The organism is Embleya sp. NPDC059237, assembly GCF_042754105.1.
Classification (GTDB): Bacteria; Actinomycetota; Actinomycetes; order Streptomycetales; family Streptomycetaceae; genus Embleya.
In genome coordinates this window covers 367,379-391,126 of record NZ_JBHZAE010000004.1, presented here as the reverse complement: position 1 = coordinate 391,126, position 23,748 = coordinate 367,379, and the positions used below count along the sequence as shown (strand labels likewise).

Sequence of the window (23,748 nt, the reverse complement as noted above, 5' to 3'; positions counted from 1 at the left end):
ATGAACCTCACGCTGCGCCCGATGCGGTATCCGGACTTCTACGAGAAGTACCGGGCGGCGATCCGCAACACCTGGACGGTCGAAGAGGTCGACCTGCACAGCGACCTCGCCGACCTGGACAAGCTCAGCCCGGCGGAGCGGCACCTCGTGCAGCGCCTGGTCGCGTTCTTCGCGACCGGCGACACGATCGTGGCGAACAACCTGGTGCTGAACCTGTACCGGCACATCAACTCGCCCGAGGGCCGGCTGTACCTGTCGCGGCAGCTCTTCGAAGAGGCCGTCCATGTGCAGTTCTACCTGACGCTGCTCGACACCTACATGCCCGACCACGAGGAGCGCGAGCAGGCGTTCGCCGCGGTCGAGCACATCCCGTCGATCCGGCGCAAGGCGGAGTTCTGCTTCCGCTGGATCGACTCGGCGATGGGCCTGGACCGGCTCGAATCGCGGGACGACCGGCGGCAGTTCCTGCTCAACCTGATCTGCTTCGCGGCGTGCATCGAGGGGCTGTTCTTCTACGGCGCCTTCGCCTACGTCTACTTCCTGCGCTCGCGCGGGCTGCTCAACGGCCTCGCCTCGGGGACCAACTGGGTCTTCCGCGACGAGTCCGCGCACATGGACTTCGCGTTCTCCGTGGTCGAGACGGTGCGGGCCGAGGAGCCCGACCTGTTCGACGACGAACTCGCCGAGGACGTACGGCGGATGCTGGCCGAGGCGGTGGACGCGGAGACGGCGTTCGCCGAGGACCTGCTCCAGGGCGGGGTGTCCGGGATGACCGTCGCCGACATGCGCTCCTACCTGGAGCACGTGGCCGACCGGCGGCTGGCCCAGCTGGGCATGGCGCCGGTGTACGGCTCGGCGAACCCGTTCGGCTTCATGGAACTCCAGGACGTGCAGGAGCTGTCCAACTTCTTCGAGCGGCGGGTGTCGGCCTACCAGGTCGCGGTCACCGGATCGGTCTCCTTCGACGAGGACTTCTGACCCGGGTCCGCGTGCCCGGGTACACACCACCGCCGTGCCGTCCCGATTCCGGGGCGGCACGGCGGTTTCGTGCGTTTCGGGGCCGGCCGGCCGCGCCGGTTCCGCTCGGCCCGCCCGGGCTCACGAGCGTTCGGCGGCGCGGCGGCGCAAAGCGGTCGCGGTCGCCTCGTCGGCGGGCAGGAACGCCTCCAGGTGGAGTTCGGACACGGTGACGTCGGTCGCCGTCGCGAACGAGGTGAGGGTGGTGAGCAGGCGCAACTCGCCCCCGCTCGCCGGGTCCCGCAACCGCAGCGGCACCGCGAAGCCGAGGTGGTCGGGGCCCGGTTCCACGTTCGGGACGTAGCCGCGCAGCTCCTCGATGAACGTGTCGAGCAGCGGATCGGGGCTGCGCAGCGCCCGGGCCCGCATGTTCTCGATGACGTGATGGCCCCACGCGGCCAGGTTCTCCACCCGTGTCGCCATGCCCCGCGGATGCAGCATCAGCCGCAACATGTTCATCGGCTGCCCGAGCAGTTCCGGGGCCGCGCCGTCGGTGAGCACGTCGATCGCCGCGTTGGCCGCCACGATCTGCCCGTACGGCCGCAGCACCATCGCCGGATAGGGCAGATGGCCCTCGATCACCGCGCTCAGCGCCTCCTGGACCGGCCGCATCATCGGGGCGTCCCAATCGGACTCGGGGAACACCGGCGCGAAGCCGGCGGTGTGCAACAGCGCGTTGCGCTCGCGCAGCGACAGTTCCAGGGATTCGGCGAGCCGGATGATCATGGTCCGGCCGGGTCGGGACCGACCGCTCTCGATGAAGCTCAGGTGCCGCTGGGAGGTTTCCGCGCGCGCGGCCAGCTCCAGCTGGCTCAGCCGCCGAGCGGTACGCCAGCGCCGCAGTTCGGCGGGGAAATCCGGGCCGTGGGTGATCGTGCTCATGGGGCAGTTCTAGGCAGTGCGAGCACCGCGGGCAATTCCCTTGCGGGAATTGTCCTGTCGGCGGCTCGCTCGCAGGATCGTCACCACGGCCCGCCGAGTGGCGGGCCGGACACAGCGGATCGTCGCACCATCGTCGCAACGTGGAAGAGGCACCACCATGAAGAGCTACCACCTGCAGCCGGGCGCCGGAATCGACGGACTCACCCTGCGGGACCACGACGAGCCCGCGCCGGGTCCGGGTCGGGTGCTGGTCCGGGTCCGGGCCTCCTCGATCAGCCTACGCGAGCTGCTCGTCCTGGCCGGCGACTATCCGCTGCCCGTGCGGCCGGACGTCGTCCCGGGCTGCGCCGGGGTCGGCGAGGTGGTCGCGGTCGGCGCCGGGGTGACCCGGGTGGCGCCGGGGGACCGGGTCGCCGTCACCGTCTTCCCGGACTGGATCGACGGGCCGTTCGGCCTGGACTACGCGGCCCAGCTGGGCAGTTCGCGCGACGGCATGTTCACCGAGTACACGCTCGCGGACGAGCGGGCGCTGGTGCACATCCCCGCGCACCTGTCCTTCACCGAGGCCGCCACCCTGCCGCTGACCGCGGTGACGGCGTGGAACGCGCTGACCGGCGGCCGGGCGCCGATGCCGGGGGAGACCGTGCTCACCCTCGGCACCGGGGGTGTGTCGTTGTTCGCCGTGCAGTTCGCCAAGCGGTCCGGCGCCCGGGTGATCGCCACCACGTCCAGCCCGGACAAGGCGGAGCAACTGCGGGCGCTCGGGGCCGACGAGGTGGTCGACTACCGGCACCATCCCCGGTGGGGCGAGGAGGTGCGGCGGCGTACCGGCGGACGCGGAGTGGACCGCGTCGTCGACGTCGTGGGGGACCTGTCCCAGTCGCTCGCGGCGACCGCGCTCGGCGGCGAGATCGCCTTCGTCGGGCACTGGTTGGGCACGGACGCCCCGGGTCGTACGCCGTCCCCGACCGACTTCTTCAACGCCGGCGCGGTGCTGCGTCCGCTCGCGGTGGGCAACCGGGCGGCGTTCGAGACGATGAACCGCGCGGTGGACGCGTGGGGGGTGCGGCCGACGATCCACCGCGAGTTCGGCTTCGACGAGATCCCGGACGCGCTGCGCCACCACGCCAAGGGCGGCTTCGTGGGCACCGTGGTGGTGAACCACGGCTGACCGACGATCCGTCGGGTACGGCCGGCCGGCCGGTGCGCGGCGGTGGGCGAAACCCGGTTGGTCCGGCCGACCGCTGCGCGCACAATGGCGCGCATGGCCATCTCCTTGCATCACATCGTCATCGACGCACACGATCTGCCCGGACTCGCGCGTTTCTGGGCCGAAGTGCTGGGCTGGCAGGTGTTGTCCGAGCGCGAGCGCGAGGTGGTCATCGGCACCGAGCCGGGAGCGCCGGTCGGTATCTGCTTCATGCCGGTGACGGACGTGAAGACGGTCAAGAACCGACTGCACCTCGACCTGACCCCCGGCGCCGGTCCCGGCGAGCGGGACGCGGAGATCGAGCGGGTGATCGCGCTCGGCGCCCGCCGCGTCGACGTCGGCCAGACCGGCACCGAGTCGTGGACGGTGCTTGCCGACCCGGAGGGCAACGAGTTCTGCGTGGTACGGGCGAAGGCGACGCTGATCGGTTGAGTGGTCGGTCGGCCGGCCGATCGGCCGGTCGGCCTCGGTCGAGGGGGAATTGGCGCTCGGTGTCGCGGAGGAGGGCCGTGAGACGGTCGGTGGCGGGGCGCGGAGGGGGTGACTGCCCGGGGCGTTCGCGAGCGGTGCGCGGGTGCGGCCGATGCGTTCGCCCCGGCTCGGTGGGTCAGGCCAAGGCCCGCCGGACAGGGCCTAGGTGGTCGGCGGGTTGCCGGAGCCGCTGTTGCCGCCGCGACGGCGGGTGAGTCGGTCGCGCAGGTGCCGCTTGCCCTGCTCGACCTGGCGCGGATTGCGGCGGATGTACCCCTGGATTTTCTTCACGGTCTTCGACAGCGCGCTCATGTCGTGGTCCCTCCCTGATGCCCGGAAACGCGGGCGTCGGCGTCCCCGAGGGCGCCGATAACAGGTGTTTGCCCCGTTCTGGACCGGGATACGCGGTTCGACCTGGCCGAATCCCCCGGAACTCCCCCGGAAAACCGCCGAATCGGCCCGCCGAGGCCCGCCGAGAGGGAGCGGGTAGCCTGCCGGTATGTCTCACGTCCTCTCCGTGAACCTGGCCCACCCGCGCGCCAACCCGGTGAAGGCCGGGATCGACCTGACCGGGATCGACAAGCGGCCGGTCGACCACGCGGTCGCCGTGCGACCCCCGGGGCCCAAATACGGCGGCCACGGCAGCGGACTGGTCGGCGACGAGATCTACGACCGACAAAACCACGGTGGCAACGACCAGGCGGTATACGCCTATGCCCGGGAAAACCTGGACATGTGGGCGGCCGACCTGGGCCGCGAACTCGCCAACGGCAGCTTCGGCGAGAACCTGACCACGACCGACCTCGACGTCGAGGCGGCCCTGATCGGCGAGCGCTGGCGGGTGGGCGGCGCGGCGGGTCCGCTGTTGGAGGTCTCCGTCCCGCGTATCCCGTGCTCGACCTTCGCACACTGGCTGGACGAGCGGCGCTGGGTCCGCCGATTCACCCAACGCGCCCTTCCCGGGACCTACTTGCGGGTGCTGGAACCGGGCGAGGTGCGCGCGGGGGATGCGATCACCGTGGTCTCCCGGCCCGACCACGACCTCACGGTCGGGGTGTGCTTTCGGGCGCTGACCATCGAGCCCGATCTGCTGCCCCGGTTGATCGACGTCGAGGAACTGCCGGGCGAGGCACGCGAGGTGGCCCGGAAGCGCACCGGGGTGATCCCGGTGCAGTTCGTCTCCGACGACGAGTAGCCGCTATCGGCCGCCGACGAACGTCGGCGGGACGCGGTCGTGCCAGGGCAGGGCCTGTTCGAGCAGCGCGGCGACCCGAAGGAGGGTGTCCTCGCGACCGAACGGGGCCACCAGTTGCACGCCGATCGGCAGGCCGTCGGCGCTGTGCCCCAGCGGAAGGCTGATCGCGGGCTGGCCGGTGACGTTGAAGAGCGCGGTGAACGGGCCGTAGGCGAAGATCGTCTCCAGCCAGCCTCGAACCGAGTGCTTCGGGTCGTCGAAGTCCAACGTGCCGTGCGGCGCCGGGAGTTGCCCCAGCGTCGGGGTGATCAGCAGGTCGTGATCGGCGAAGAAGGCCCCGACCGAGCGGGACACCCGGTTGTGCGCGTCGAACGCGGCGATCAGGTCGAGCGCGGTCACCGCGTGCACGTCGTGCAGGATCTGCCGGGTGACCGCCTCCAGCTTGGCCGGGTCGGGCGGGCGGGGCGCGCCGAGCAGTGGTGCGGCGACGAACGACACCACCTCCGGCACCAGCCCGTCGAGCACGCTCTCCCAGTCGACCACCGGGCTCGCCTCGTCGACCCGATGGCCGAGTTCGCCCAGCAGCCCGGCGACCGCCGTGGCCGCCCCCGCCGCCTCGGGGTCGACGGCGACGCCGGACCACGCCCGGGTGGTGACGCCGATCCGCAACGGCGGTACGTCGGCGCCCAGTTCGGCGGCGTAGGGCCGCAGCGGGGTGGGCGCGCCGTACTTGTCGCCCGGTGCCGGACCGGAAACCGCGTCGAGCAGATGCGCGGTGTCGCGCACGGTGCGGGTGAGCGCGAAGTTGTACGAGATCCCGAAGAACGACTCGCCCAGGTCGGGGCCGCACGGGGTACGCCCCCGGGTGGGTTTGAGCCCGACCAGGCCGCAGGCCGAGGCGGGCACGCGGATCGAGCCCGCGCCGTCGGTGGCGTGCGCGATCGGGACCGCGCCGGCGGCGACCAGGGCCGCCGCGCCGCCGCTGGAGCCGCCGACGCCGCGCTCCGGATCCCACGGGTTGCGGGTGATGCCGTATTTGACCGACTCGGTCGCGAAGCTGATCGCCATCTCCGGCGCGGTGGTCAGCCCGAGGGTGACGAGACCGGCGGCCCGGAAGCGGGTCATCAGCTCGCTGTCGTGCGGCATGACCACCCCGGGCACCGCGCGGCTGCCCAGGAAGAACGGGACACCGGCCGCGACCGGCCCGGAGTCCTTGATCAGGAACGGCACGCCGGCGAACGGCGCGTCCGGGTCGGCGGAGCGGTCCAGGGCCGGTTCGAACACGGGCAGCGCGAGCCCGTTCAGCTCGGCGTTCACGGCCTCGATCGCCTCCCGGGCGGCCTGCTCGACCTCGGCCGCGGTGACCTCGCCGCTCCGGATCAGGTCACGCAGGCCGACCGCGTCGTACCGGGCGTACTCGTCGAGCCGCATACCGCTCCGCTCCTGGGGGGATGTCGATGGGTCAGGCCGTGGCGGGGTGGCTCCGGTCGGTGGCCAGCTTGACCGCGAGGCCGCCGAGCACGGTGCCCATGACATAGCGCTGGATGCGCAGCCACGACGGCCGCTTGGTCAGGAAGATCGCGATCGAGCCGGCCGCGAGGACCAGGACGCCGTTCACCGTCAGACTGATCAGGATCTGGATGGTGCCGAGCACGAACCCCTGAAGCAGCACGTGCCCGGCCTTCGGGTCGACGAACTGCGGGATCAGCGAGAGGTACATGATCGCGGCCTTGGGATTCAGCAGGTTGGTCAGCAGCCCCATGGTGAACAGCCGCCGGTTGGAGTCGGGCGCCAGTTCCTGCGGGGCGAACGCCGAGACGCCACCGGGCCGCAGCGCCTGCCAGGCGAGCCAGCCGAGGTAGGCGGCACCGGCCAGCTTGACCGCGAGGTAGAGCTCCGGCACGACGAGGAACACGGCGGACAGGCCGAGGTTGGCCATCGACATGTAGATCATGAACCCGAGCGCCACACCGAGCAGCGACACCATGCCGGCGCGGCGGCCCTGGGTGATGCTGCGCGAGGTCACGTACATCATGTTGGGCCCGGGAGTGAGCACCATCCCCAGCGCCACGGCGCTGACCCCGATTATTGCGCTTGTCTCGATCACACGTGCCCCCGCTGTCGCACCACCGGCCGTCTGTCGCTTGCAATCCGCAATTCTGTCGCCTTCACCCTTTTCCCGGCAACCGAGTTGTCCCGCGACCGCGACGGCCGCGCTCACCCCCGCCCAAGCCCGAGCCGCCGCCGCCACGCAGCGGAGATCCGCGGCCGGACCAGGACGACCCCCTGCTGGGTCGCGAGCGCGATGTCGACGTCGGCGAGGAGCGTGGCGCCATTGATCCGGGCGGGCAGGGGTGTGCGCCAGATCGGGTTGCCGTCAGGGAGATGACAGAGGGTGATGCCGTGTTCGTCGTCGACCAACACGAGAGCTTCGCCGTCAGGGGAGTTGCCGGTCCAGAGGAGGCGCTTGGCAGGGACGGCAAGGCGGCCGACGTCGTTCGGGGAGGCGGAATTCCAGATGTGGACCGAATCGGCGCCCGACAGGTCGTCGTCGCGACCCGTGGCGAGCAACAACGCGTCGTTCGAGGGCAGACGGACCCAGGCCATGTCGTGTTCGTCGGCGTAGTCCACCTGCGTCCACCACGCGGCGGGGAGGCGACGCGCCATGCCGACCCGGTACATGCGCCTGTCGGTCAGGTCGAGAACGGCGTAGCCACCCCGGTAGTCGACGCAGGAGACGTGACGGGTACCGGTCCGGGTATGGAACGGCAGCATGCTCATCACCGGATGCGGTGTCTCGAAGCGACCGTGCGCAAGCTCGTTGCCGGTCACCGCGTCTCGGATGCGGATCGCCGTGCCCGAGAGTTGCCTGGGGTCCGGTGGCCCGACTCCCTGGGAGAGCAGGAGTAGCGCCCGGCCGGTCGATGTGGCCAGGGCGGTCGAACTGCACCAGGCCCCGTGGTTGTCCACGGCGGACAGCGGCCAGACCGTTCCGGGATGGTGGCCGGGCGCGGTGAACTCGACGGTGTCCAGGATGGGATCGACGGAGACGAGCCGTGCGCGCGGGTGGCTCACGGACGGCGGAATCAGGTGGAGTTTCGTCATCCTGGACATGTGTCTCGGGAAGGCGAATCGGGTGGTTCGCACCCCTCCGTCGGGGCTCAACCGGTGCCAGACGGTCGAGCCGGACGAATCCGCGCCCAGCGCACCCTCCTTCGCGTTGTGGGAGGCCTGGAAGATGGAGACCACACCGTCGTCGTCTTCGTGGCGTCGTGTGATGGCAAGTCTGTCCGAACCCGGAAGCACGTCGGCGCTCATCGCGCTGTCGGGGCGGTCCCACGGCTCGCGGTCGAGCGTTCGCAGTCCCAGACGGGATGTGACCAGGATCCGGTCCGGTCGTGCTCTCCAACTCCGTACGGACCGCGCCTCGACGGACACGGGCGTCGGCCGACGCGCGGTGCCCGGGTCGGGAACGGTGGTTGTCGGGGGTTGCCAATTCCACAGCCGAACCGTGCCGTCGGCACCGGCCGCGAGGATGTTCAAGCCGTCGGACGAAGACGAAGCGAGTATCCGAAGGGCGCAAACCGCGCTTTCGTGGCCGAGGAGGGGGTCTCCGAGCGGGGTGCCGTCGGTGGCGTCGACGACGTGCACCGCGCCCTTCCACCCGGCCCGGACGACGACGACGCGACCATCGTTTCCCATGGCGACGGCCGAGAGCGGTTTCCTGTCGAGCTGCGTGGAAGACATGGGAAGACCGGACATCGGCAGCGTGTGGATCGTGTGCGTACCACCCACGATGTAGGTGGGGTCGTCGTCCAGCCGCACGAAGCCACCCCATCGCCCGTCGGCCGTCTCCTCCGGTAGATCGAACGAAAGAGATCGGCCGGCGACCCGGACCAGGGTCACCGTCGTCGTGGTCCCTGTCTCCTCTACGAGTGCGAGGAAGGTCTCTCCCCTCGAATTCTCGGCGATGTCGAGGTCGGGTCGGGTACGGAGGCCATCGACCAGAACTTCGGGAGAGGCCGACGGATCTCCCTCCGGGTCGTACAGCACGATCGCGCCGGACTCCTTCCGGAACAAGGGCAACCGCACCGGGAAACCAGGGGTGCGGATCAGCCGACATCCGGTCAGCGGGGCGTTCCCGGCGAGGCGGTGCTCGACCCGCAGGACGACCTGCCCGGTCGTCACGTCCAAAACCTCGACGCCGTCCCATTCTTGGCAGGCGACAACCGCCCTTCCGCTGCTCAGGACACCGGCCGTGACGATCGACCGGTAGCCGGGGTTGTCCGCGCACGGACGCCATGTCGCGTCGTCGACGTTCCATGTCCGCATTTGGCCCTGGTCGTCGAGAGTGACCGCCGTGGGTCGATCGTGCGCGTCCACGAAAGCCGCGGCGGCGAGTATCTCGTTCGGGTGCGGCAGAGTCCTGGCCGCGGACGGGTCGCCCGGGACCCATACATGCAGGCACGTCGCCGCGGGCGGGAGCGCCAACACCAAGGAGCGATTCCGGGGCCGCAGTTCCTCGATCCACCAGTTGTCGTCGATCTCGTCGACCGAGAAGCCCCCTGTGCCGTGGTGCCCGATCACCTGATGCGGTGTCACCGACCGCGGCTCCATCCACACCCGCTCCACGGACGTCGACAAAGCCAGGGCCCGGTCCGCGAATTCGTGCTCGCCGGTCGCCCGGGCCACGAACGCCAGATGGGCGGCCCGATCCCGCTCCCGCTTCCGCAACACCTCCGCGCACCGCTCCACCACCAGCGGCACCATCGACTTCCCCCGGGCGCGTCGAACGGCTCGCAGCAGATCCAGAGGGCCGGCGGCCAGGACGAACGCCGGATCCGTGATCAGTTCACCGATGGTGCCCGCCGCTCCCGCGTGCGTTGCCAGGTGGTAGCGGACATAGGGCTCCGCCTTGTCCCAGTTCGGGCCCATGCCGTCCGGCAAGGGAGGCACCAGGCCCAACAGCGCGGCGACGAAGCACGCCTGGATGTCCACCATGCTCCGGGCGGCCAGCGCCCTTTCGCGCAGGTGGTCCGTCAACTCCTGGTGATAGAGGCGGAAGTACCGATGCTCGCCCACGTCGACCATCGTGAGATAGGAACCCTCCTCGTCCACCAATTCGTCGATGTCGCGCTCGCATACCGCCGCGCCCGACAGCCTGGACGCCACCGCCGTCCATGCGCCCGCGCGGGGCAGGCCGTGGCCCTCGGCGAAGGCCAGGGTCGTGAGCAGGGTGAACGCCGTGGCGCGGCGGGTCGCGGGTAGGCGCTCCAGGTAGGAGCGGAACGCGCCGTCGACGTCGGAGGGGAGTGCGTCGGCCCAGCCCGACGCCGTTACCTTCACCGGCTCCTGCCGCAGCAGGGCGCTTGCCGTCATCCGGGCGACCAGGAAGCAGCGTCCCGCCCGTCGGGCCACCGCCTGTGCGATGACGCGCGCCGTGTCCGGGGCGTCCGCGTACGGCGACCGCACGTCGGCGAGGATGCGCTCGACGTAGTCGGCGACGCTCGTGTCGTCCGCGTAGGCGTCGGTGTCCAGGTCCACGATCGGGGCGTGCTTGCACCAGTCGCTCAGCAGTTCGCGCCGCGACCCCACCACCAACCGCACACACGGCACGTCGCCCAGTGGCCGCAGCAATTCCCACGCGATCCGGCGCGCCTCGACGATGTCGTGGCCCGGGCCCGCCTCGTCCAGCGAGTCCACCACCACGCGATACGGCGCCCGCCGGCCCGCCAGCGCCGCCAACAGCGCGTCCACGCTCGACGCGCGCACGTCCGCCGCGCCGGCGAGGCGGCCGATCAGCGCGTCGATGGTCTGGTGCCGGGCGTTGATCGACACGTCGATCGGCGGTGTGCCGCCGGCGGTGTCGCCTTCGAGGACGATCCGGCCGAGCAGCGCCGATTTGCCCGAGCCGGGCGCGCCGGTGACGGCCAGCGGTCCGCGTCCGCCCGGGCCGGCCAGGCGGGTGCGGACCACGTCGAGGGCGTGTGCGCGGCCGGTGAAGTACGAGCCCGGGTCGTGGACGTGCTCCACGCCGCGTCCGCGTGGCTCGAAGTGGGCGGTCAGGTCGGAGGCTTCGCCCTCCGCCCGGCCGTCCGGTCCGATCTCCGCCGCCGGGTCGAAGGCCGGGTTCGGGAAGAACGGGGGCTGGATCGACTGGTCGGTGACGGAGCATACGGCGCGTTGCGCGTGCCCGGCGGTGACGAAGGCCCGGTTGATCCGGTCGGCGAGCAGCGCGGGGGACAGCCGGCGCTGCGAGGCTCCGTCGCCCGCCGTGTGGGCGCGGGCGAGCTCGGTCACGAAGTGGCCCTCGTCGCTCGCGAGTTCCCGACGACGGGCCGACGCGAGTACCCACGTCCCCGAACCGGGTTCCTCGCCACGTCCCCGGGTCGCTGCGAACGCCGCCGTCACCGCGCCGAGTTCGTCCGCGCCGAGTCCGGCATGGCACGCGTCGACAATGAACAGCACGTCACGGACCGGCGATTCGGCCAGGATCGCCGCCAGGTTCTCCAACGACAACCATGTGCGCGGTCGGGTCGCCACCGAGCCCGCGCAGGCCAGCCGATACGGGCCGGCGATCGGCGGGTCGCCGTGGCCGGCGTAGTACACGACCACGACATCACCCGCCGTCAACCCGCCACCCGCACACCAGTCCGCCAGCGCGTTCTCGAACTCGTCGGCGTCCGGGTCGCGGGACACCTCGGCCGGCACCCGTTCGTAGCCCATCGCCCCGAACAGGTCCACGATCCGCCCGACATCGCGGTGCGCGCCGCGCAGTTCGCCGAGTTCGCGATAGTGCCGCGTCCCGGCCGCGACCAGATATCGGCGCGGTTCGCTCACTCGCCCGACCCGGTGCCGCCCGCCGCCCACCGCAGCGCCTCGGCCCGTGCGTCGAACCGGTCCGACTCGTCCGCGCGCAACCCGGCCACGATCGCCGTCCCCGTCTCCACCGCCGTCAGGTAGCGCGTCGCGTCGTGCATGTGGCTGCCGTTGTCGACCACCACGTCCCGCACCCGCTCGCCGAAGGTGTGCCGCAACTCGCGCACCACGGCGACGACATCGCCCGAGTCGGCGATGTTGGTCCAGGCCCGCAGCCCCTGCGGCCACCACCCCATGCCCTCGATCGGGGCCGGTCGCAGCCGATCGTGTACCAAGGCGCGCATCCCCAGCGGCGAGCCCAGGGTGACCAGGGTGTCCACCCGGTGCGAGGTGTTGCACAACGTCTCGTAGGCCACCACCGACCCGAGCGAATGGGCCACCACCACCCGGGTCTTAGGGGTGAGCCGCGCCGCGACCCGGGCCCGGGCCCGCGCCCGGATGTCCTCGTCGGTGAGATAGCGGACCATCTGCTTCAGGTCGCCGATCAGCGCCCGGTCCAGCACGCCGGTCAGGAAGCGCGCGCCGGTCAACGCGTCCAGGGCCGCCCGCACCGCCCTCAGCCGTACCGCCCGCGAGCCGACCGCGCCGACCGCACCGCGCGTACCGCCGCAGTCCGGGCCCGGCACCCCCGGATCCACCCGCGCGGCCTGCGCCCACCACGCCATCAGCAGGTCGTACTCGTCGTCGTCCACCACGTCGGCCGCGTCGAAGGGCTCGTCCGCCGCCGACCGGCTCCCCGCCGGCCGGAACAGGTCGCCGTAGAAGGCGACCCCGACCTCCTCGGCCGTCGGCACCGGCCCGTCGGCCAGGCGGGTCCCGCCCCGCAGTTCGGGCACCACGTCACGAGCGAGCGAGTCCTCGCTCAGGTACTGCTTGCCGACGCCGTGTACAAAGACGACCTTGGTCACGGACCCCTCCCCCTGATGTCTGCGGCAAGCCTAGCCGGCGGCGTGCGGGCCGGGGGTCCGAAAGCCGGGGCTACGCTGGGCGGATGATCCGCACCGACCCTCCCGAGGAAGGCTTCGTCTTCGTGCGCGAGGCGCGCCCCGGGCCGATGGCCGGCGCGGCCGTCGGGCGCCGGATCGCCAAGGCGGACTTCGAGCCGCCGTGCATCGTGGTCGACCGGGAATTGTCGAGCGTGATCGTCGGCGGGTGGCCGGGCCGGCTGTACCGGGTCGCGGTGACCCCGCCCGAGACGGACGCCGAGCGCGCGGCGCTGACGCAGGCCAACGAGGCGCTGCGCCAACCCGCCAAGTACATCCGGGCGTTCACGGTGGACGTGCTCGCCGAACTGCCCGCGTCCGCGCTGTTCGGCCCGCACGGCGCAGCGGTGGTGGACGTCCTCGACGCGGCCCGCGCGCTCACCACGCAGACCGCCGCCCGGCTCGCCGCGGCCTCGATCCCGGGCGCCGCCGCCCGCTACGGCGCGGCCTGGAATCGTTGGCTCGCCGGTGAGCCGAACGCCGCGCCCCACCTCGACCGCGACCACTCCGCCACCCTCGCCATCCCCGGCGACGGACCGGCCGAGTCGCCGATCGGCAAGGGGTTCCTGGCGGTGTCCGCCGCGATTCGGGCCGCGGCGCGCGAACGCGGCGGCCCGACGGCGTTCGAGACGGTGTACGACGAGGAGGACGGGGAGAGCGAGGAGGTGATGGCCGAGCCGTGGTCGCACGCGTCGGCCCCGCTGCTGCACGCCGCCATGGCGCTCGGCGCGCCCCACCTGATGTCCGCCGCCGACCGGGACGCGCTGACCGCCCCCTGGCGCGCGACCACCGCCGACCGCCCGGCCCGCTGACGCGCACGAAGGCGAACCCGCGCCAAGCCCCCTCACCGACCGCCCCAACGCCCACCGCGCCAAGCCCACCGCCCTACCCCACCCGCGCCCCGACCGCCGCCACGAAGGCGTTTGCCTCCGCGACCGGGCCCGGGCCGAGGTTGAGATGGGTGTCCGCGTTCCAGGCGCCGAGCACCGTGACCCGCGCCCGGGTGAACATGTCGAGGCTCTCCTCCAAGACGAAGTAGCGCGGCTCGCCCACCACATCCGGCCCCAGGAGCAGGGCGAAGTGCGCCTCCGGCGGATGCAGCGCGGGCGGGAAGCGCACCAGCAGGGCGGTCCCCGTGCCCAGCGGCACGTGCGACAGGGCCAGTCCGTCGGCGGGCAGCCGCTGCTCCTCGGGCAGTTCGCCGCCGACGCCGACCCACAGGTCCGCGGTGCGCGCGTTCAGTTCGTCGAGCGGCGCGGCCAGCAGCCCGGCTGCGTTGCGCAGCGCGATCGAGCGAAAGACCACGTGGGCGAATCGGTAGTGGTGCGGTCGGGAGCTCATCCGTGGCCTTTCGGGTGGGTCGTCGAGGGTTGGTTCGTCGGGCCGGCCGGCGGGCGAAAAAAACCCGTGGCCGGTTCGGCGTTCATCCGTCATCCTGTTCCGCGATGGGAATGATGGACAGCATGGCCGCCAAGGTGGCGCGCGGCGCCACCGTCGAGTTTCGCCCGCGCGGGACCTCCATGGCCCCGCTTATTCGCAGTCGCCAACTCGTGACCGTCGCGCCGGTGGACCCGGCCCGTCTCGCTCTCGGGGACATCGTCTTGGCCAGGGTCGCGGGAAAGATGTACCTGCACCTGGTCTCCGCGCTGGATGTCACCCGTTCGCGCGTCCAGATCAGCAACAATCGTGGCCGGACCAACGGCTGGACCTCGTACGCCCGCGTCTACGGAATCTGTGTGTCCGTGGACGGCGTACCGCGTCCGGGCGCCGGCCGCAAGATCCGCGAGTCGGTGCCGGCGGACGGGTGAGTGCCGCCGCACCGACCGGAGTCCGGCTCGTGGCGGAAGTCCTGAGGAGGAACCACTCCCGCCACGGGCCGGGCGGTACGACCGCCGGACGGCGATCCACCGCGCCCCGGGACCTTCGGTCCCGATGATCGACACGCGTGTACCGCCCGTCCGGTTGCCCGTGATTCGGGACGACCCGGTGGATTCGTCCGCGGCGCGGCCAGGTAGAGATGCAGCCATGAAGAAGCTGATCAATTCCGCCCGCGACGTCGTCCCCGAGATGTTGGAGGGGCTGGCGCTGGCCAACCCCGGCATCGCCCTGCTCGACGGCGCGAACGTCGCGTTGCGCGCGGACGCGCGGGCGTACGCGCAGAGCGGCCGGGTCGCGGTGATCTCCGGCGGCGGCGCCGGCCACGAGCCCGCGCACGCGGGATACGTCGGGCCCGGGATGTTGACCGCCGCCGTGTCGGGGGACGTGTTCACCTCGCCGGCCACCGACACGATCCTGGCCGCGATCCGCACCGTCGCCGGCCCCGCCGGGGTGCTGCTCGTGGTCAAGTCGTATACCGGCGACCGGCTCAACTTCGGCCTTGCCGCCGAGTTGGCCCGGGCCGAGGGGATCGCGGTCGAGGTGGTGGTGGTCGCCGACGACGTGGCGCTGGCCGCGGGGGAGGGCACCGCCGGCCGGCGCGGTATCGCCGGCACCGTGTTCGTGCACAAGGTCGCGGGAGCGGCGGCGGACGCGGGCGCGACGCTGGCCGAGGTCCGGGCGGAGGCCGAGGCGGCGGCCCGCGCGATCGGCACGATGGGCGTCGCGCTCAGCCCGTGCACGGTGCCGGCCGCCGGGCAGCCGGGCTTCGAACTCGGCGAGGACGAGGTCGAATTGGGCCTGGGCATTCACGGCGAGGCGGGGGTACGCCGGGACAAGATCGCGCCCGCCGACACGTTCGTGGCCGAACTCCTGGACCGGATCGTGACGGAGACCGGCCTCGAAGCCGGCGACCGGGTCGCGCTGCTGGTCAACAACCTCGGCGGCACCCCGACCATGGAACTGGACATCGTGCTGCGCGGCGCGGTGCGGGACCTGGCCGGCCGGGGTCTGGTCCTGGAGCGGGCCTGGCGCGGCTCGTTCCTGACCGCCCTGGAGATGGCCGGCGTCTCGCTGTCCCTGCTCCGGGTCGACGACGCCCGGCTCGCCCGCCTCGACGCGGCGACCTCCGCGCCCGCGTGGCCGACGCCGGTGGCGGGCCGGGTGGGCGAGGTCACCGTGCTGCCGGCGGCCCCCGCTCCCGGCACCGCCGACGCCGGCACCGCGCTGACCGAGCCGACCCCGCTCACCCGCGCCGTCGAGGCCGCGTGCGCGGCTCTGACCGAGGCCGAGCCGCACCTGACCGAGCTGGACCGGATCGTCGGCGACGGCGACCTGGGCATCAGCCTGGCCCGCGGCGCCGAGGCCGTCCGGCGCGAGCTGCCCGGCTACGGCGGCGGCCATCCGGCCGCCGTGCTGCGCGGGCTCGCCGACACCGTACGACGCGCCCTCGGCGGCACCTCAGGGCCGCTGTACTCGGTGCTCCTGCTGCGCGCGGCGGGCGCGGTGGAGGCCGACCCGTCACCGCACGGGTGGCGCGAGGCGCTGGCCGCCGGCGCTCGGGCGGTCGGCGAACTCGGCGGCGCCCGGGTCGGCGACCGCACCATGCTGGACGCCCTCGTGCCCGCCGGCGAGGCGCTGGTCGGCGGCGCGAGCCTGGCCGAGGCGATCGACGCGGCCGCCGCCGGCACCGAGGAGACGGCGACCCACAGCGCCCGCCGGGGCCGCAGCAGCTACCTCGGCGACCGGGCGATCGGCACGGTCGACCCGGGCGCGGAGGCCGTGGTGATCTGGCTCCGCGCGGTCGCCGACGCCCTGGACGCGGAGGACGAGAGGGCATGACGCACGACCGCCGCGGCCCGGATCCGGGCCGCGGCGGTCGACGTATCGGCTCGCCCCGGTGTGGGGGAGGGTTCAGCGTGGGGGAGGGTTCAGCCCGCTCCGGCGTCGTCCGCGAGCGCCCGCAACGTGTCGTACGCGACCTGGATGAAGACTCCGCGAGCCCCCGCCGACCGGTTCACCAGCGCGGCGAGCCCCACTCCGGTCTGCGGGCTGAAGCCCAGGAACGAGGTGAACCCGCGCGTCGTGCCGGCGTGGAAGATCAGATCGTGCCCCCGGCGCACCCGCAGGTTCCACACCAGGCACAACCGATCACCGCCGTCGGGGCAGATCAGCCGGGGCCGCCGCACGTCGACCAACGCGCGGGCGAGCGAGGCGGGTTGCACCCCGGAGGGATCCAGGTGCGCGGCCAGATACCGGGTCACGTCCGTCCCGCTGCTGCGCAGCGCCCCCGCCGCGGGCAGTCCCGGCATGTCCCACGGCGGCCGGGGCCGACCGCGCAGATACCCCGTCACCTGCGGCCCGTTCGGGTCGCACGTGGTCATCGTCAGCCCCAGCGGCACCCCGAGCCGAGCCACCACCAGGTCCGGGTAGGGCATGCCGGCGGCGCGCGCGAGCGCGTGTCCCAGCAGTGCCACACCCAGGTTGGAGTAGTGCACCCGGGTGCCCGGCCGGGCGTGCGGTCGGGTCCGGCCGAGCAGGGCGAACAGGCGCTGCTCGGTGTAGCCCGCGTACGGGTTCGAATACCACGCGGGCACCGCCGTGCGCAGTGTGCCGGGCGGCAGCCGGGGCAACCCGGAGGTGTGCGTGGCCAGATGCAGCAGTGTGACGTCCGAGGACCAGCGCGGCCGGGCGCCGAGCGGCAGGTAGGTGATCAGCGGATCATCGAGCCGGGCCTCACCGCGCGCCACGGCGTCGGCCAGCAACAGCGCGGTGAACGTCTTGGTCACCGAGCCCAGTTCGAACCGGGAGTCGGCGTCCACCGCGGGCCCCCGGCACGCCACCGACGACTCGCCCGCCCGGACCGTGCCCAGGACCAGCGCGCCTGCTGCGGGCACGGCCCGCAGCAGCGGCGCCAACAACCGTGCGGGGGACTCGCTCACGCGGGTACGGGGGCCGGCGCGGTGCCCAGGGAGCGCGCCAGCGTGATGGTGCCGGCCACGATCGCCACCACGGCGGTGTGCTCGTGGTCCTTGAACGCCTGCTTCGGGTCCTCGTCGATCGGGTCCGCGTCGCGCGGCAGCAGCCCGTCCTCACGCTGCGCCGCCGCGAGCCGCTCCCAGCCCTGCGCGTCGCAGACCGGCTCGGTCAGACACGCGTCGACCGCCAACAACTCGCCGACCAGGTCGAACTGCGCGACCTCGGCCCAGATGTCCACCCACACCGGCAGCCAGATCCGCAGATAGTCACGGATGTCGGCGGGCAGCAGTTCGGGATGCGCGCCCCAGTCGGTGAGGTGGAACACCGTGTGGGTCATGCAGTACGCGGTCATCCAGTCGATCACCCACGGCTCGGGCGTCATGCCCAGCCAGGTGTCGGCGGCGAGCGCGGGCCAGTCGAAGCGGCGGTTCACTCCGGCGACGCGGCTTGCGTTGGCCACCGCGAGCCGTCGGTTGGGCATCAGTTCGATGCCGTGTACCGAGCGCAACTCGGCCAGGTGCTCCTGCAACCGGTCCATCTGCTCGTGCCGCAGGCCGGCTCGGGTGAAGTGCGCGTACGTCTCCAGCGGATCGGTGATCAGCGGATGCCGCACTTGGCGCTCGTAGAGGAAGTTCCCGGACTGGAACTGCTCCCAGGCGAAGTCGATCAGGCTGCGCGCGGTGGCCAGGTCGCCGGGTCCGGCGACCCCCTCGCGCAACATCAGGGAGGTGGCCAGCGCGGTCTCGCCGAGCGGTTTGTACGCGCCGTCGCGGTCGTTGAAGTCGACGATGGTGTGCGTGGGCAGGGTGCCGAACTCGGCGTTGTCGTGCAGCCAGCGCAACGCCCGCGAGCCGATGGTGTGCGCGGTCTTGAGCACGTCGGCGTTCATGAGCCCTCCAGCCCGGTCACGTGTTGGGCGATGCGGGTGTCGAGCACGGTACGGGTGCTGCCGCCGCCGAACAGCCGGACGTGGCGCAGCAGCGGCGCGAGGTCCAGCGGTACGGCGATGCCGTCGGCGGCCACCCACGCGAGCCAGCGGGCGATCCGGGCGGCGGTGCGGTAGTCGCGGCGCAACATCGCCCGTACCAGCCCCCGGGACAGGGCCTCGGCGCCCTCGCGGGCGGCGGTGTGGATGGGGCCGTCCAGGCCGGGCAGGGCCAGGGAGGACAGTTGGGCCATGCGTACCGACCAGGTCTGCCACGACGACGCGTCGGCGACCTGGGCCCCGTCGCCGGGGACGGGCACGTCCACGGTCAGGCCGAAGCGGGTCAGGGTGCGGGCGGTCGCCCAGTCGCGCCAGGTGACGATCCACGCGGTGTCGGACGAGGCGCCCACCGCGTCGGGCGGGAAGACGGCGAACGCCCTGGCGGCGGCCTCGGCCCGATCGGTCGGGACGGGGGTGTCGCGCAGGACGTGGGGGGCGAGCGCGTCCGAACCCAGGACTCGCAGGCCGGGCAAGTCGGCGTCGGCGTCGCGGGTTTGCGCCGCGTGCAGGTCGTCGGCGGCGAATCCGGCGGGGACGACCGCGCCCCCGGCGTCCATGAGGACGCCGAGGGCCTGGCCTGCCACTCGCTCGACCGCCGCCGTGTAGTCCTCGTGTGGCGAGGTGCCGGCGAAGGGCATGGTGGAGATCAACTTTCCGTCGGAACCGGTGGTGTCACGGACAACTCGTCCGGGTCACCGCTCCTTCGGGGGCTTCGGGGACAGCAGAAGGCCGGCCAGCAGCACGCCGACGCCGAAGTCTTCCGGCACGAACAGCGGGGCGTCGCTGATGGTCGTCTCCTCCTCGATCATGAGCGTCGCGACAGTGCCGGCGTGGACCGGCGTGGCCTGACGAACGTGCTGAGTAAGCATCGGGTGCTCCCTCTTCGTGACTTCATCGCCGGGCTCGGCGATGCCCCGTGCTCATCGACCATAGGCACTTTTTGTGAGGCTTTGCACCATTTCGTGATTGGTGTCGGCTGCGGTTCATTTAGCGTGCGCGGGCGCGTGTAGGGGCGCACGGGGGCGTGTTCGGCGTCGGGTCGGATCCGGGAGGGGGCGGCGGATCGGGCCGGTGAATCGGCGTTCACCAGCGGTTTTCGGGTGATTCAGGGCTCGATGCGGGCCAGGCTGCCGGTCTCCAGGGCGACCCAGATCGCGCCGTCGGGGCCCTGGGTGAGGCCGTGCGGTTCGGCGGCGACGCCGGGCAAGTCGTACTCCGTCAGAGTGCCCTCCCGGGCGAGTCGGCCGACCCGGTTCGCGGCCCATTCGGTGAACCAGCAGTGGCCGGTCGCGTCCAGCGCCACCGCGTGCGGGCGAGACTCCCGGTCCGGCAGCGGGAATTCGGTGAACTCGCCGGTCGCCGTGCGGCGACCGATCGCGCCCGCGCCGATCTCGGTGAACCACACCGAGCCGTCGGGGTCGGCCGCGATCCCGACCGGGGCCGCGCCCGGGGTGGGCAGCGGGTATACGGTCACCGCGCCGGTCGTGGTGATCCGGCCGAGCGCGTTGGCGGCGTTGAGGGTGAACCACAGCGCGCCGTCGGCGCCGGTGGTGATCGCCGACGGGAACGCGGCCGGGATCGGCAGGTCGAACGTGGTGACCGCGCCGGTCGGGTCGATCCGGCCGATGCGGTTCGCGGCGGTCTCGGTGAACCACAGCGCGCCGTCGGGGCCGCGGGTGATCCCGTACGGCCCGGAATCCGCGGTGAGCAGGTCGAAGTGGGTCACCGCGCCGGTCGGGGTGATGCGGCCGATGCGGTGGGCCTTGTACTCGGTGAACCACAGCGCGTCGTCGGGGCCCGCGACCAGCACGGTCGGGCCGCAGGTCGGGTCGCCGAGATCGTGGATCGTGGTCTGCCCGTCGGCGGGGTTCAGTCGGCCGATGCGACCGGCGTGCACCAGGGTGAACCACAGGGCGCCGTCCGGGCCGACGGCGATCGAGTACGGGCCGGACTCGCGGTCGGTGACCGCGAGTCCGGTGATCGCGGCGGGGGTGGTCATCCGGGCCTTCTCTCGTTCGGTGCGACGCGGGCGGATGCTTGCCGGCGGGTGCCGGCCGGCGGGTAAATGCAACCTTGTTGCGTTAGTATGAGTATGACGGATGGAGCGTTGCTAATGCAACCGGGTTGCTTTTGGGGTGTCGGGTGAGTGGTGTGGGTGAGGCGCGACCCGGGGGGCGCACCGCGCGGACCCGGGACGCGGTGCGGCGGGCGACGCTGGCCGAATTGGCGGACAAGGGCTTCGACGGATTGACCATGGAGGCGGTCGCCGTGCGCTCGGGGGTGCACAAGACGACGGTGTACCGGCGCTGGCGCAACGCGGCCGGGCTGGCCGCCGACGCGCTCGACCTCGCGGCGGAGGAGCCGTGGCCGCTGCCCGACACCGGTGTGCTCCGCGACGATCTGCGGGCGATCACCGCGATGGTGGTGTCGGGTTTCGAGGACCCCGGGCGCGGGCCGATCGCCCGGGCCCTCGTGGGAGCGGCGGTGCGGGATCCGACCACGGGCGCGGCGCTGCACGGCTTTTTGGTCGGTCGACTCGCCCAGGCCGAGGTGGTGGTGCAACGGGCGGTCGGGCGCGGGGAGTTGCCGGTGGGCACCGATGCGGGCGAGGTGGTGCGCACGGCCGTCGGCGCGCTGTACTACCGCCTGTTCATCACGCGCGAACCGGTCGACGCCGGCCAGGCCCGCCGCGCGGCCGACGCAGCCGAGGCAGCGGCCCGCGCCGGAGTCTTCGTCCGAAACCCCCCGGCCACCGAACCCACCGACCCGCCCTGATGTCGGCACCGACGGTCACAGTGCTGCCGCGCCATGGACACGGACGAATTCCGGACCCTCGTGGAGACCGCCCGGGCGGCCGACGGGCCGTATGCGCCGGCACTGGTCGACATACTCGCCGCGCACCCGCCGGAGCGGATCCTCGACTACGACGATCGGTTTCGCGAGGCGCGCGAAGCGCTCTACCGATGGGACCTGTGGGCCGCGGCCTACCTGATCGGGGGCGGCTGCTGCGACGACGCCTTCATGGACTTCCGTGCGGGGCTGATCGCCCAGGGGCGGGAGACGTACGAGGCCGCGCTGCTCGACCCGGACGGCCTGGCCGGGCTCCCTGTCGTGCTCGCCGAGGTGCGCGCCGGGGGCGACGAGGCGATTTTCGGCGAGGACGCCAACTACTGCGCCGTGAGGGCGTTCGGGCGGTTGACCGGTGACGAGGAGGCGTTTTGGCGGGCGAGTGCGCTGCGGCCCTCGACCTGCCCCGACGGCATCGGGACGGGTCCGGTGGGGGAGGGCTTCGACTTCGACGACGGTGCGGAGATGCGCCGCCGCCTGCCGCGTCCGGCCGCGCTGTTCTGGGGTGGTGGTGGAAGCTGAGCGGTTGGGGGCGGGTCAGCAGAACTCGTCGAGTAGGCGGTAGAAGCGCAAGCGTTGTGGGTCGAGGGTGTTGTCGGGGTCGTAGCGGGCGAGGAAGCGGGCCGTGTGCTCGGGCGAGTACTGGCCGTGGTCGTCGTCGAGGAGGCTGCGGGTGAGCAGAGCCGGGTCGGCGTGGCGGTCGGTGCGACCCAGGCGGCCGAGGTCGATCAGGCCGGTGACCCGCGCGGTGTCCGGGTCGAGGAGCACATTGGGCGGGCAGTAGTCGCCGTGGCCGACCACCAGGTCTTCGGTGGGTGGGACTGTCGCGAGCAGTTCGGCGAGCAGTTCGGGACCGGTGCGGCCCGCCCGTTCCTCGTCGACGTCGTCGAGATCGACCAGGCCGGCCGCGATCGCCTGCTCGGCGGCCGGCACGGTGACCGCGAGTGTGCGGTCGAACGGGCAGTCGGCGACGGGCAGTCGATGCAGGTCGCGGGCCAGGTCGGCGAGCGCGTCCACGACCGCGTCGCGCTGCTCGGCGGGCCACGGGTCGGCGGCCGAGCGGCCGGACACGGCCCGGGTGAGCAGCCAACCCCCGGCGTCGTCCACGTCGTGGTCCAGGATCTCGGCGACCGGCAGCCCCTGTTTCGCCGCCCAGGTGCCCCGGGCCACCTCAGCGGACACGTGGAAGCCGGAATCCGGGTGCCCGTTGGGCGTGCCGATCTTGAGATACAGCTCCTCGCCGCCACGGCCGCGCAGTCGGTACACCCCCGCCCCGGACATGCCGTCGGTGACCGGTTCCCGGGTGTACGCCGCGAAGCGACGTCGAAGATCGTCCCTCATCCCGGCATCCTCGCCCGGAACGTCGGTCGCGCGCCGGCGGATTTTTCCGGATGCGAGAGGGTCACAACGTGAACCAGCCGGTGCGTACGTGCCAGTGGCGGCCGGTGTGTAGGTGGTCGGCGATTGCGCGTTGTAGGGATGTGTTCCGGGGGAGGGATGTGGTGGGTAGGTCGGGGTTGCCGAAGACGAAGCCGATCGGGGCGGTGTCGTCCGGCTGGGGGCCGGTCGGGTCCGAGTACAGGTGGAAGCGGCTTTGGAAGCGGATGATGTTGGACTCGGGCGGCAGGTACTCGCGCAACTGCGGGTCGAGCAGCCACGAACCGCAGACCGCGACCGTGTAGCGCTCGCCGGGGTAGTGGCGCGGGAAGAACGCGCGGGCGAGGTCCAACGACTCGTCGCACGCCGCCGGGGACATCGGGCCGAGGAAATCCGGGATGTGCAGCTCCAGCGCGGGGTCCTCGGGCCCGTGGTCGAGCCCGAGCGCCCTGGCGCTCGCCGCCGCTCTCTCGCGCATCGTCGAACGTTGGAACTGGAGCCGGCCGAGCTGGTACAGCTCGCCGCGGAAGTGGTAACCCGGCCAGTGCCGCGCGCTCAGCCCGCCCGAGCCGTGCCTGCGCCGATGCAGCGCCATGTGCCGGCCCAGGTCGGCGAGGGTGCGGCGGGACACCTCGGGCGGGATGCCGAGCCCGTGGTGGTGGGCCAGTACGTGCGGGAGCGCGGCCACGTACACGTACACGTGGAACCACCGGCCCGCCACGCCCGACGCCGCCGGCAGCGGCGGAAAGGGGCGGCGCCGCGTCGGCGTGCCCATGTCGGCCACCAGCACCCGGACGGCCCGTTCGAACAGCTCGCGCAGCGCCGGATCGGCGAGCAGCACGGACCGGGCGGAGAGCAGTTCGTTGACGTCCTCGTGCGGGACGGACAGGTCCAGGAGCACCGCGGCGAGCCGCTCGCCGGCGGGCAACTCGACCTCGATCCGGCCGTCGGCCTCGGCCGCGGTCAACGCCGCGACCCAGGCCGCCGCCGGCGCGTCCGCGCGCAGCAGCGCCGCGGTGTCCGGCACCGCCGTGGGCGCGGCCGGTGG

23 protein-coding genes are annotated in these 23,748 nt (G+C 72.5%); 9 read left to right on the top strand and 14 right to left on the bottom strand.

Going from position 1 to position 23,748, the window contains the following annotated elements; all coding sequences use genetic code 11:
- A complete protein-coding gene (locus ACFXKZ_RS15820) occupies nucleotides 1-978 on the top strand; it encodes a ribonucleotide-diphosphate reductase subunit beta (RefSeq protein WP_380001139.1) in 978 nt (325 codons plus the stop codon).
- Between the two features lie 120 nt (nucleotides 979-1,098).
- Here ACFXKZ_RS15820 and ACFXKZ_RS15815 read toward each other — a convergent pair whose 3' ends face one another.
- Complete coding sequence (locus ACFXKZ_RS15815; protein ID WP_380000661.1) at nucleotides 1,099-1,899, bottom strand: helix-turn-helix domain-containing protein; 801 nt, start codon at nucleotides 1,897-1,899, stop codon at nucleotides 1,099-1,101.
- 157 nt (nucleotides 1,900-2,056) lie between these two features.
- Here ACFXKZ_RS15815 and ACFXKZ_RS15810 point away from each other — a divergent pair, with 157 nt between their 5' ends.
- Together ACFXKZ_RS15810 and ACFXKZ_RS15805 are read left to right on the top strand one after the other, a co-directional pair.
- The gene (locus ACFXKZ_RS15810; RefSeq protein ID WP_380000659.1) at nucleotides 2,057-3,070 is read left to right on the top strand and encodes an NAD(P)-dependent alcohol dehydrogenase; all 1,014 of its coding nucleotides are present in this window, start codon (nucleotides 2,057-2,059) and stop codon (nucleotides 3,068-3,070) included.
- Between the two features lie 93 nt (nucleotides 3,071-3,163).
- Nucleotides 3,164-3,541 (top strand): VOC family protein, encoded by a 378-nt coding sequence (locus ACFXKZ_RS15805; RefSeq protein ID WP_380000657.1) that lies wholly within the window; start codon nucleotides 3,164-3,166, stop codon nucleotides 3,539-3,541.
- Between the two features lie 201 nt (nucleotides 3,542-3,742).
- On the opposite strand, the gene ACFXKZ_RS15800 is transcribed toward ACFXKZ_RS15805, so the two are convergent.
- Nucleotides 3,743-3,892 (bottom strand): hypothetical protein, encoded by a 150-nt coding sequence (locus ACFXKZ_RS15800; protein ID WP_380000654.1) that lies wholly within the window; start codon nucleotides 3,890-3,892, stop codon nucleotides 3,743-3,745.
- 187 nt (nucleotides 3,893-4,079) lie between these two features.
- Here ACFXKZ_RS15800 and ACFXKZ_RS15795 point away from each other — a divergent pair, with 187 nt between their 5' ends.
- A complete protein-coding gene (locus ACFXKZ_RS15795) occupies nucleotides 4,080-4,775 on the top strand; it encodes an MOSC domain-containing protein (RefSeq protein ID WP_380000652.1) in 696 nt (231 codons plus the stop codon).
- 3 nt (nucleotides 4,776-4,778) lie between these two features.
- On the opposite strand, the gene ACFXKZ_RS15790 is transcribed toward ACFXKZ_RS15795, so the two are convergent.
- The 4 genes from ACFXKZ_RS15790 to ACFXKZ_RS15775 all read right to left on the bottom strand — a co-directional run bounded on the left by ACFXKZ_RS15790 (nucleotide 4,779) and on the right by ACFXKZ_RS15775 (nucleotide 12,562).
- On the bottom strand, nucleotides 4,779-6,206 hold the full coding sequence (locus ACFXKZ_RS15790; protein WP_380000650.1) for an amidase: 1,428 nt from the start codon (nucleotides 6,204-6,206) through the stop codon (nucleotides 4,779-4,781).
- A gap of 31 nt (nucleotides 6,207-6,237) precedes the next feature.
- Nucleotides 6,238-6,834, bottom strand: a complete 597-nt coding sequence (locus ACFXKZ_RS15785; RefSeq protein WP_380001137.1) for a LysE family translocator — start codon at nucleotides 6,832-6,834, stop codon at nucleotides 6,238-6,240.
- A 158-nt stretch (nucleotides 6,835-6,992) separates the two neighbouring features.
- A complete protein-coding gene (locus ACFXKZ_RS15780) occupies nucleotides 6,993-11,615 on the bottom strand; it encodes a caspase family protein (RefSeq protein WP_380000647.1) in 4,623 nt (1,540 codons plus the stop codon).
- Nucleotides 11,612-12,562: an antibiotic ABC transporter ATP-binding protein gene (locus tag ACFXKZ_RS15775; protein WP_380000645.1), complete on the bottom strand. Its 951-nt coding sequence runs from the start codon at nucleotides 12,560-12,562 to the stop codon at nucleotides 11,612-11,614. The genes ACFXKZ_RS15780 and ACFXKZ_RS15775 overlap by 4 nt, the downstream gene beginning before the upstream one ends.
- 83 nt (nucleotides 12,563-12,645) lie before the next feature.
- Here ACFXKZ_RS15775 and ACFXKZ_RS15770 point away from each other — a divergent pair, with 83 nt between their 5' ends.
- Nucleotides 12,646-13,449, top strand: coding sequence for a hypothetical protein (locus ACFXKZ_RS15770; protein WP_380000643.1), 804 nt, complete (start codon nucleotides 12,646-12,648; stop codon nucleotides 13,447-13,449).
- A 73-nt stretch (nucleotides 13,450-13,522) separates the two neighbouring features.
- Here ACFXKZ_RS15770 and ACFXKZ_RS15765 read toward each other — a convergent pair whose 3' ends face one another.
- Nucleotides 13,523-13,978 (bottom strand): hypothetical protein, encoded by a 456-nt coding sequence (locus tag ACFXKZ_RS15765; protein ID WP_380000641.1) that lies wholly within the window; start codon nucleotides 13,976-13,978, stop codon nucleotides 13,523-13,525.
- A gap of 122 nt (nucleotides 13,979-14,100) precedes the next feature.
- On the opposite strand from ACFXKZ_RS15765, the gene ACFXKZ_RS15760 reads away from it, so the two are divergent.
- Nucleotides 14,101-14,445 (top strand): S26 family signal peptidase, encoded by a 345-nt coding sequence (locus tag ACFXKZ_RS15760; RefSeq protein ID WP_246127020.1) that lies wholly within the window; start codon nucleotides 14,101-14,103, stop codon nucleotides 14,443-14,445.
- A gap of 217 nt (nucleotides 14,446-14,662) precedes the next feature.
- A complete protein-coding gene (locus ACFXKZ_RS15755; protein ID WP_380000639.1) occupies nucleotides 14,663-16,354 on the top strand; it encodes a dihydroxyacetone kinase family protein in 1,692 nt (563 codons plus the stop codon).
- A gap of 89 nt (nucleotides 16,355-16,443) precedes the next feature.
- Here the strand turns inward: ACFXKZ_RS15755 and ACFXKZ_RS15750 are convergent, their stop codons facing one another.
- The 5 genes from ACFXKZ_RS15750 to ACFXKZ_RS15730 all read right to left on the bottom strand — a co-directional run bounded on the left by ACFXKZ_RS15750 (nucleotide 16,444) and on the right by ACFXKZ_RS15730 (nucleotide 20,475).
- The gene (locus tag ACFXKZ_RS15750) at nucleotides 16,444-17,454 is read right to left on the bottom strand and encodes a serine hydrolase domain-containing protein (RefSeq protein WP_380000637.1); all 1,011 of its coding nucleotides are present in this window, start codon (nucleotides 17,452-17,454) and stop codon (nucleotides 16,444-16,446) included.
- Nucleotides 17,451-18,380 carry a DUF6895 family protein gene (locus ACFXKZ_RS15745; protein ID WP_380000635.1) on the bottom strand — a complete coding sequence of 310 codons (930 nt, stop codon included), beginning with the start codon at nucleotides 18,378-18,380 and terminating at the stop codon, nucleotides 17,451-17,453. Before ACFXKZ_RS15745 ends, ACFXKZ_RS15750 begins: the two co-directional genes overlap by 4 nt.
- Nucleotides 18,377-19,114, bottom strand: coding sequence for a hypothetical protein (locus ACFXKZ_RS15740; RefSeq protein WP_380000633.1), 738 nt, complete (start codon nucleotides 19,112-19,114; stop codon nucleotides 18,377-18,379). Before ACFXKZ_RS15740 ends, ACFXKZ_RS15745 begins: the two co-directional genes overlap by 4 nt.
- Nucleotides 19,115-19,168: 54 nt before the next feature.
- Nucleotides 19,169-19,345 (bottom strand): hypothetical protein, encoded by a 177-nt coding sequence (locus tag ACFXKZ_RS15735; RefSeq protein ID WP_380000631.1) that lies wholly within the window; start codon nucleotides 19,343-19,345, stop codon nucleotides 19,169-19,171.
- A gap of 236 nt (nucleotides 19,346-19,581) precedes the next feature.
- A complete protein-coding gene (locus ACFXKZ_RS15730; protein ID WP_380000628.1) occupies nucleotides 19,582-20,475 on the bottom strand; it encodes a virginiamycin B lyase in 894 nt (297 codons plus the stop codon).
- 143 nt (nucleotides 20,476-20,618) lie between these two features.
- On the opposite strand from ACFXKZ_RS15730, the gene ACFXKZ_RS15725 reads away from it, so the two are divergent.
- Both ACFXKZ_RS15725 and ACFXKZ_RS15720 read left to right on the top strand, forming a co-directional pair.
- Entirely contained in the window at nucleotides 20,619-21,251 is a 633-nt protein-coding gene (locus tag ACFXKZ_RS15725; protein WP_380000626.1) for a TetR/AcrR family transcriptional regulator, read from the top strand.
- 33 nt (nucleotides 21,252-21,284) lie between these two features.
- Nucleotides 21,285-21,845 (top strand): DUF4240 domain-containing protein, encoded by a 561-nt coding sequence (locus tag ACFXKZ_RS15720; RefSeq protein WP_380000624.1) that lies wholly within the window; start codon nucleotides 21,285-21,287, stop codon nucleotides 21,843-21,845.
- A gap of 15 nt (nucleotides 21,846-21,860) precedes the next feature.
- On the opposite strand, the gene ACFXKZ_RS15715 is transcribed toward ACFXKZ_RS15720, so the two are convergent.
- The gene (locus ACFXKZ_RS15715; protein ID WP_380000622.1) at nucleotides 21,861-22,664 is read right to left on the bottom strand and encodes an APH(3') family aminoglycoside O-phosphotransferase; all 804 of its coding nucleotides are present in this window, start codon (nucleotides 22,662-22,664) and stop codon (nucleotides 21,861-21,863) included.
- 61 nt (nucleotides 22,665-22,725) lie between these two features.
- Nucleotides 22,726-23,727 carry an acyltransferase domain-containing protein gene (locus tag ACFXKZ_RS15710; protein WP_380000620.1) on the bottom strand — a complete coding sequence of 334 codons (1,002 nt, stop codon included), beginning with the start codon at nucleotides 23,725-23,727 and terminating at the stop codon, nucleotides 22,726-22,728.
- Nucleotides 23,728-23,748 lie beyond the last annotated feature (21 nt).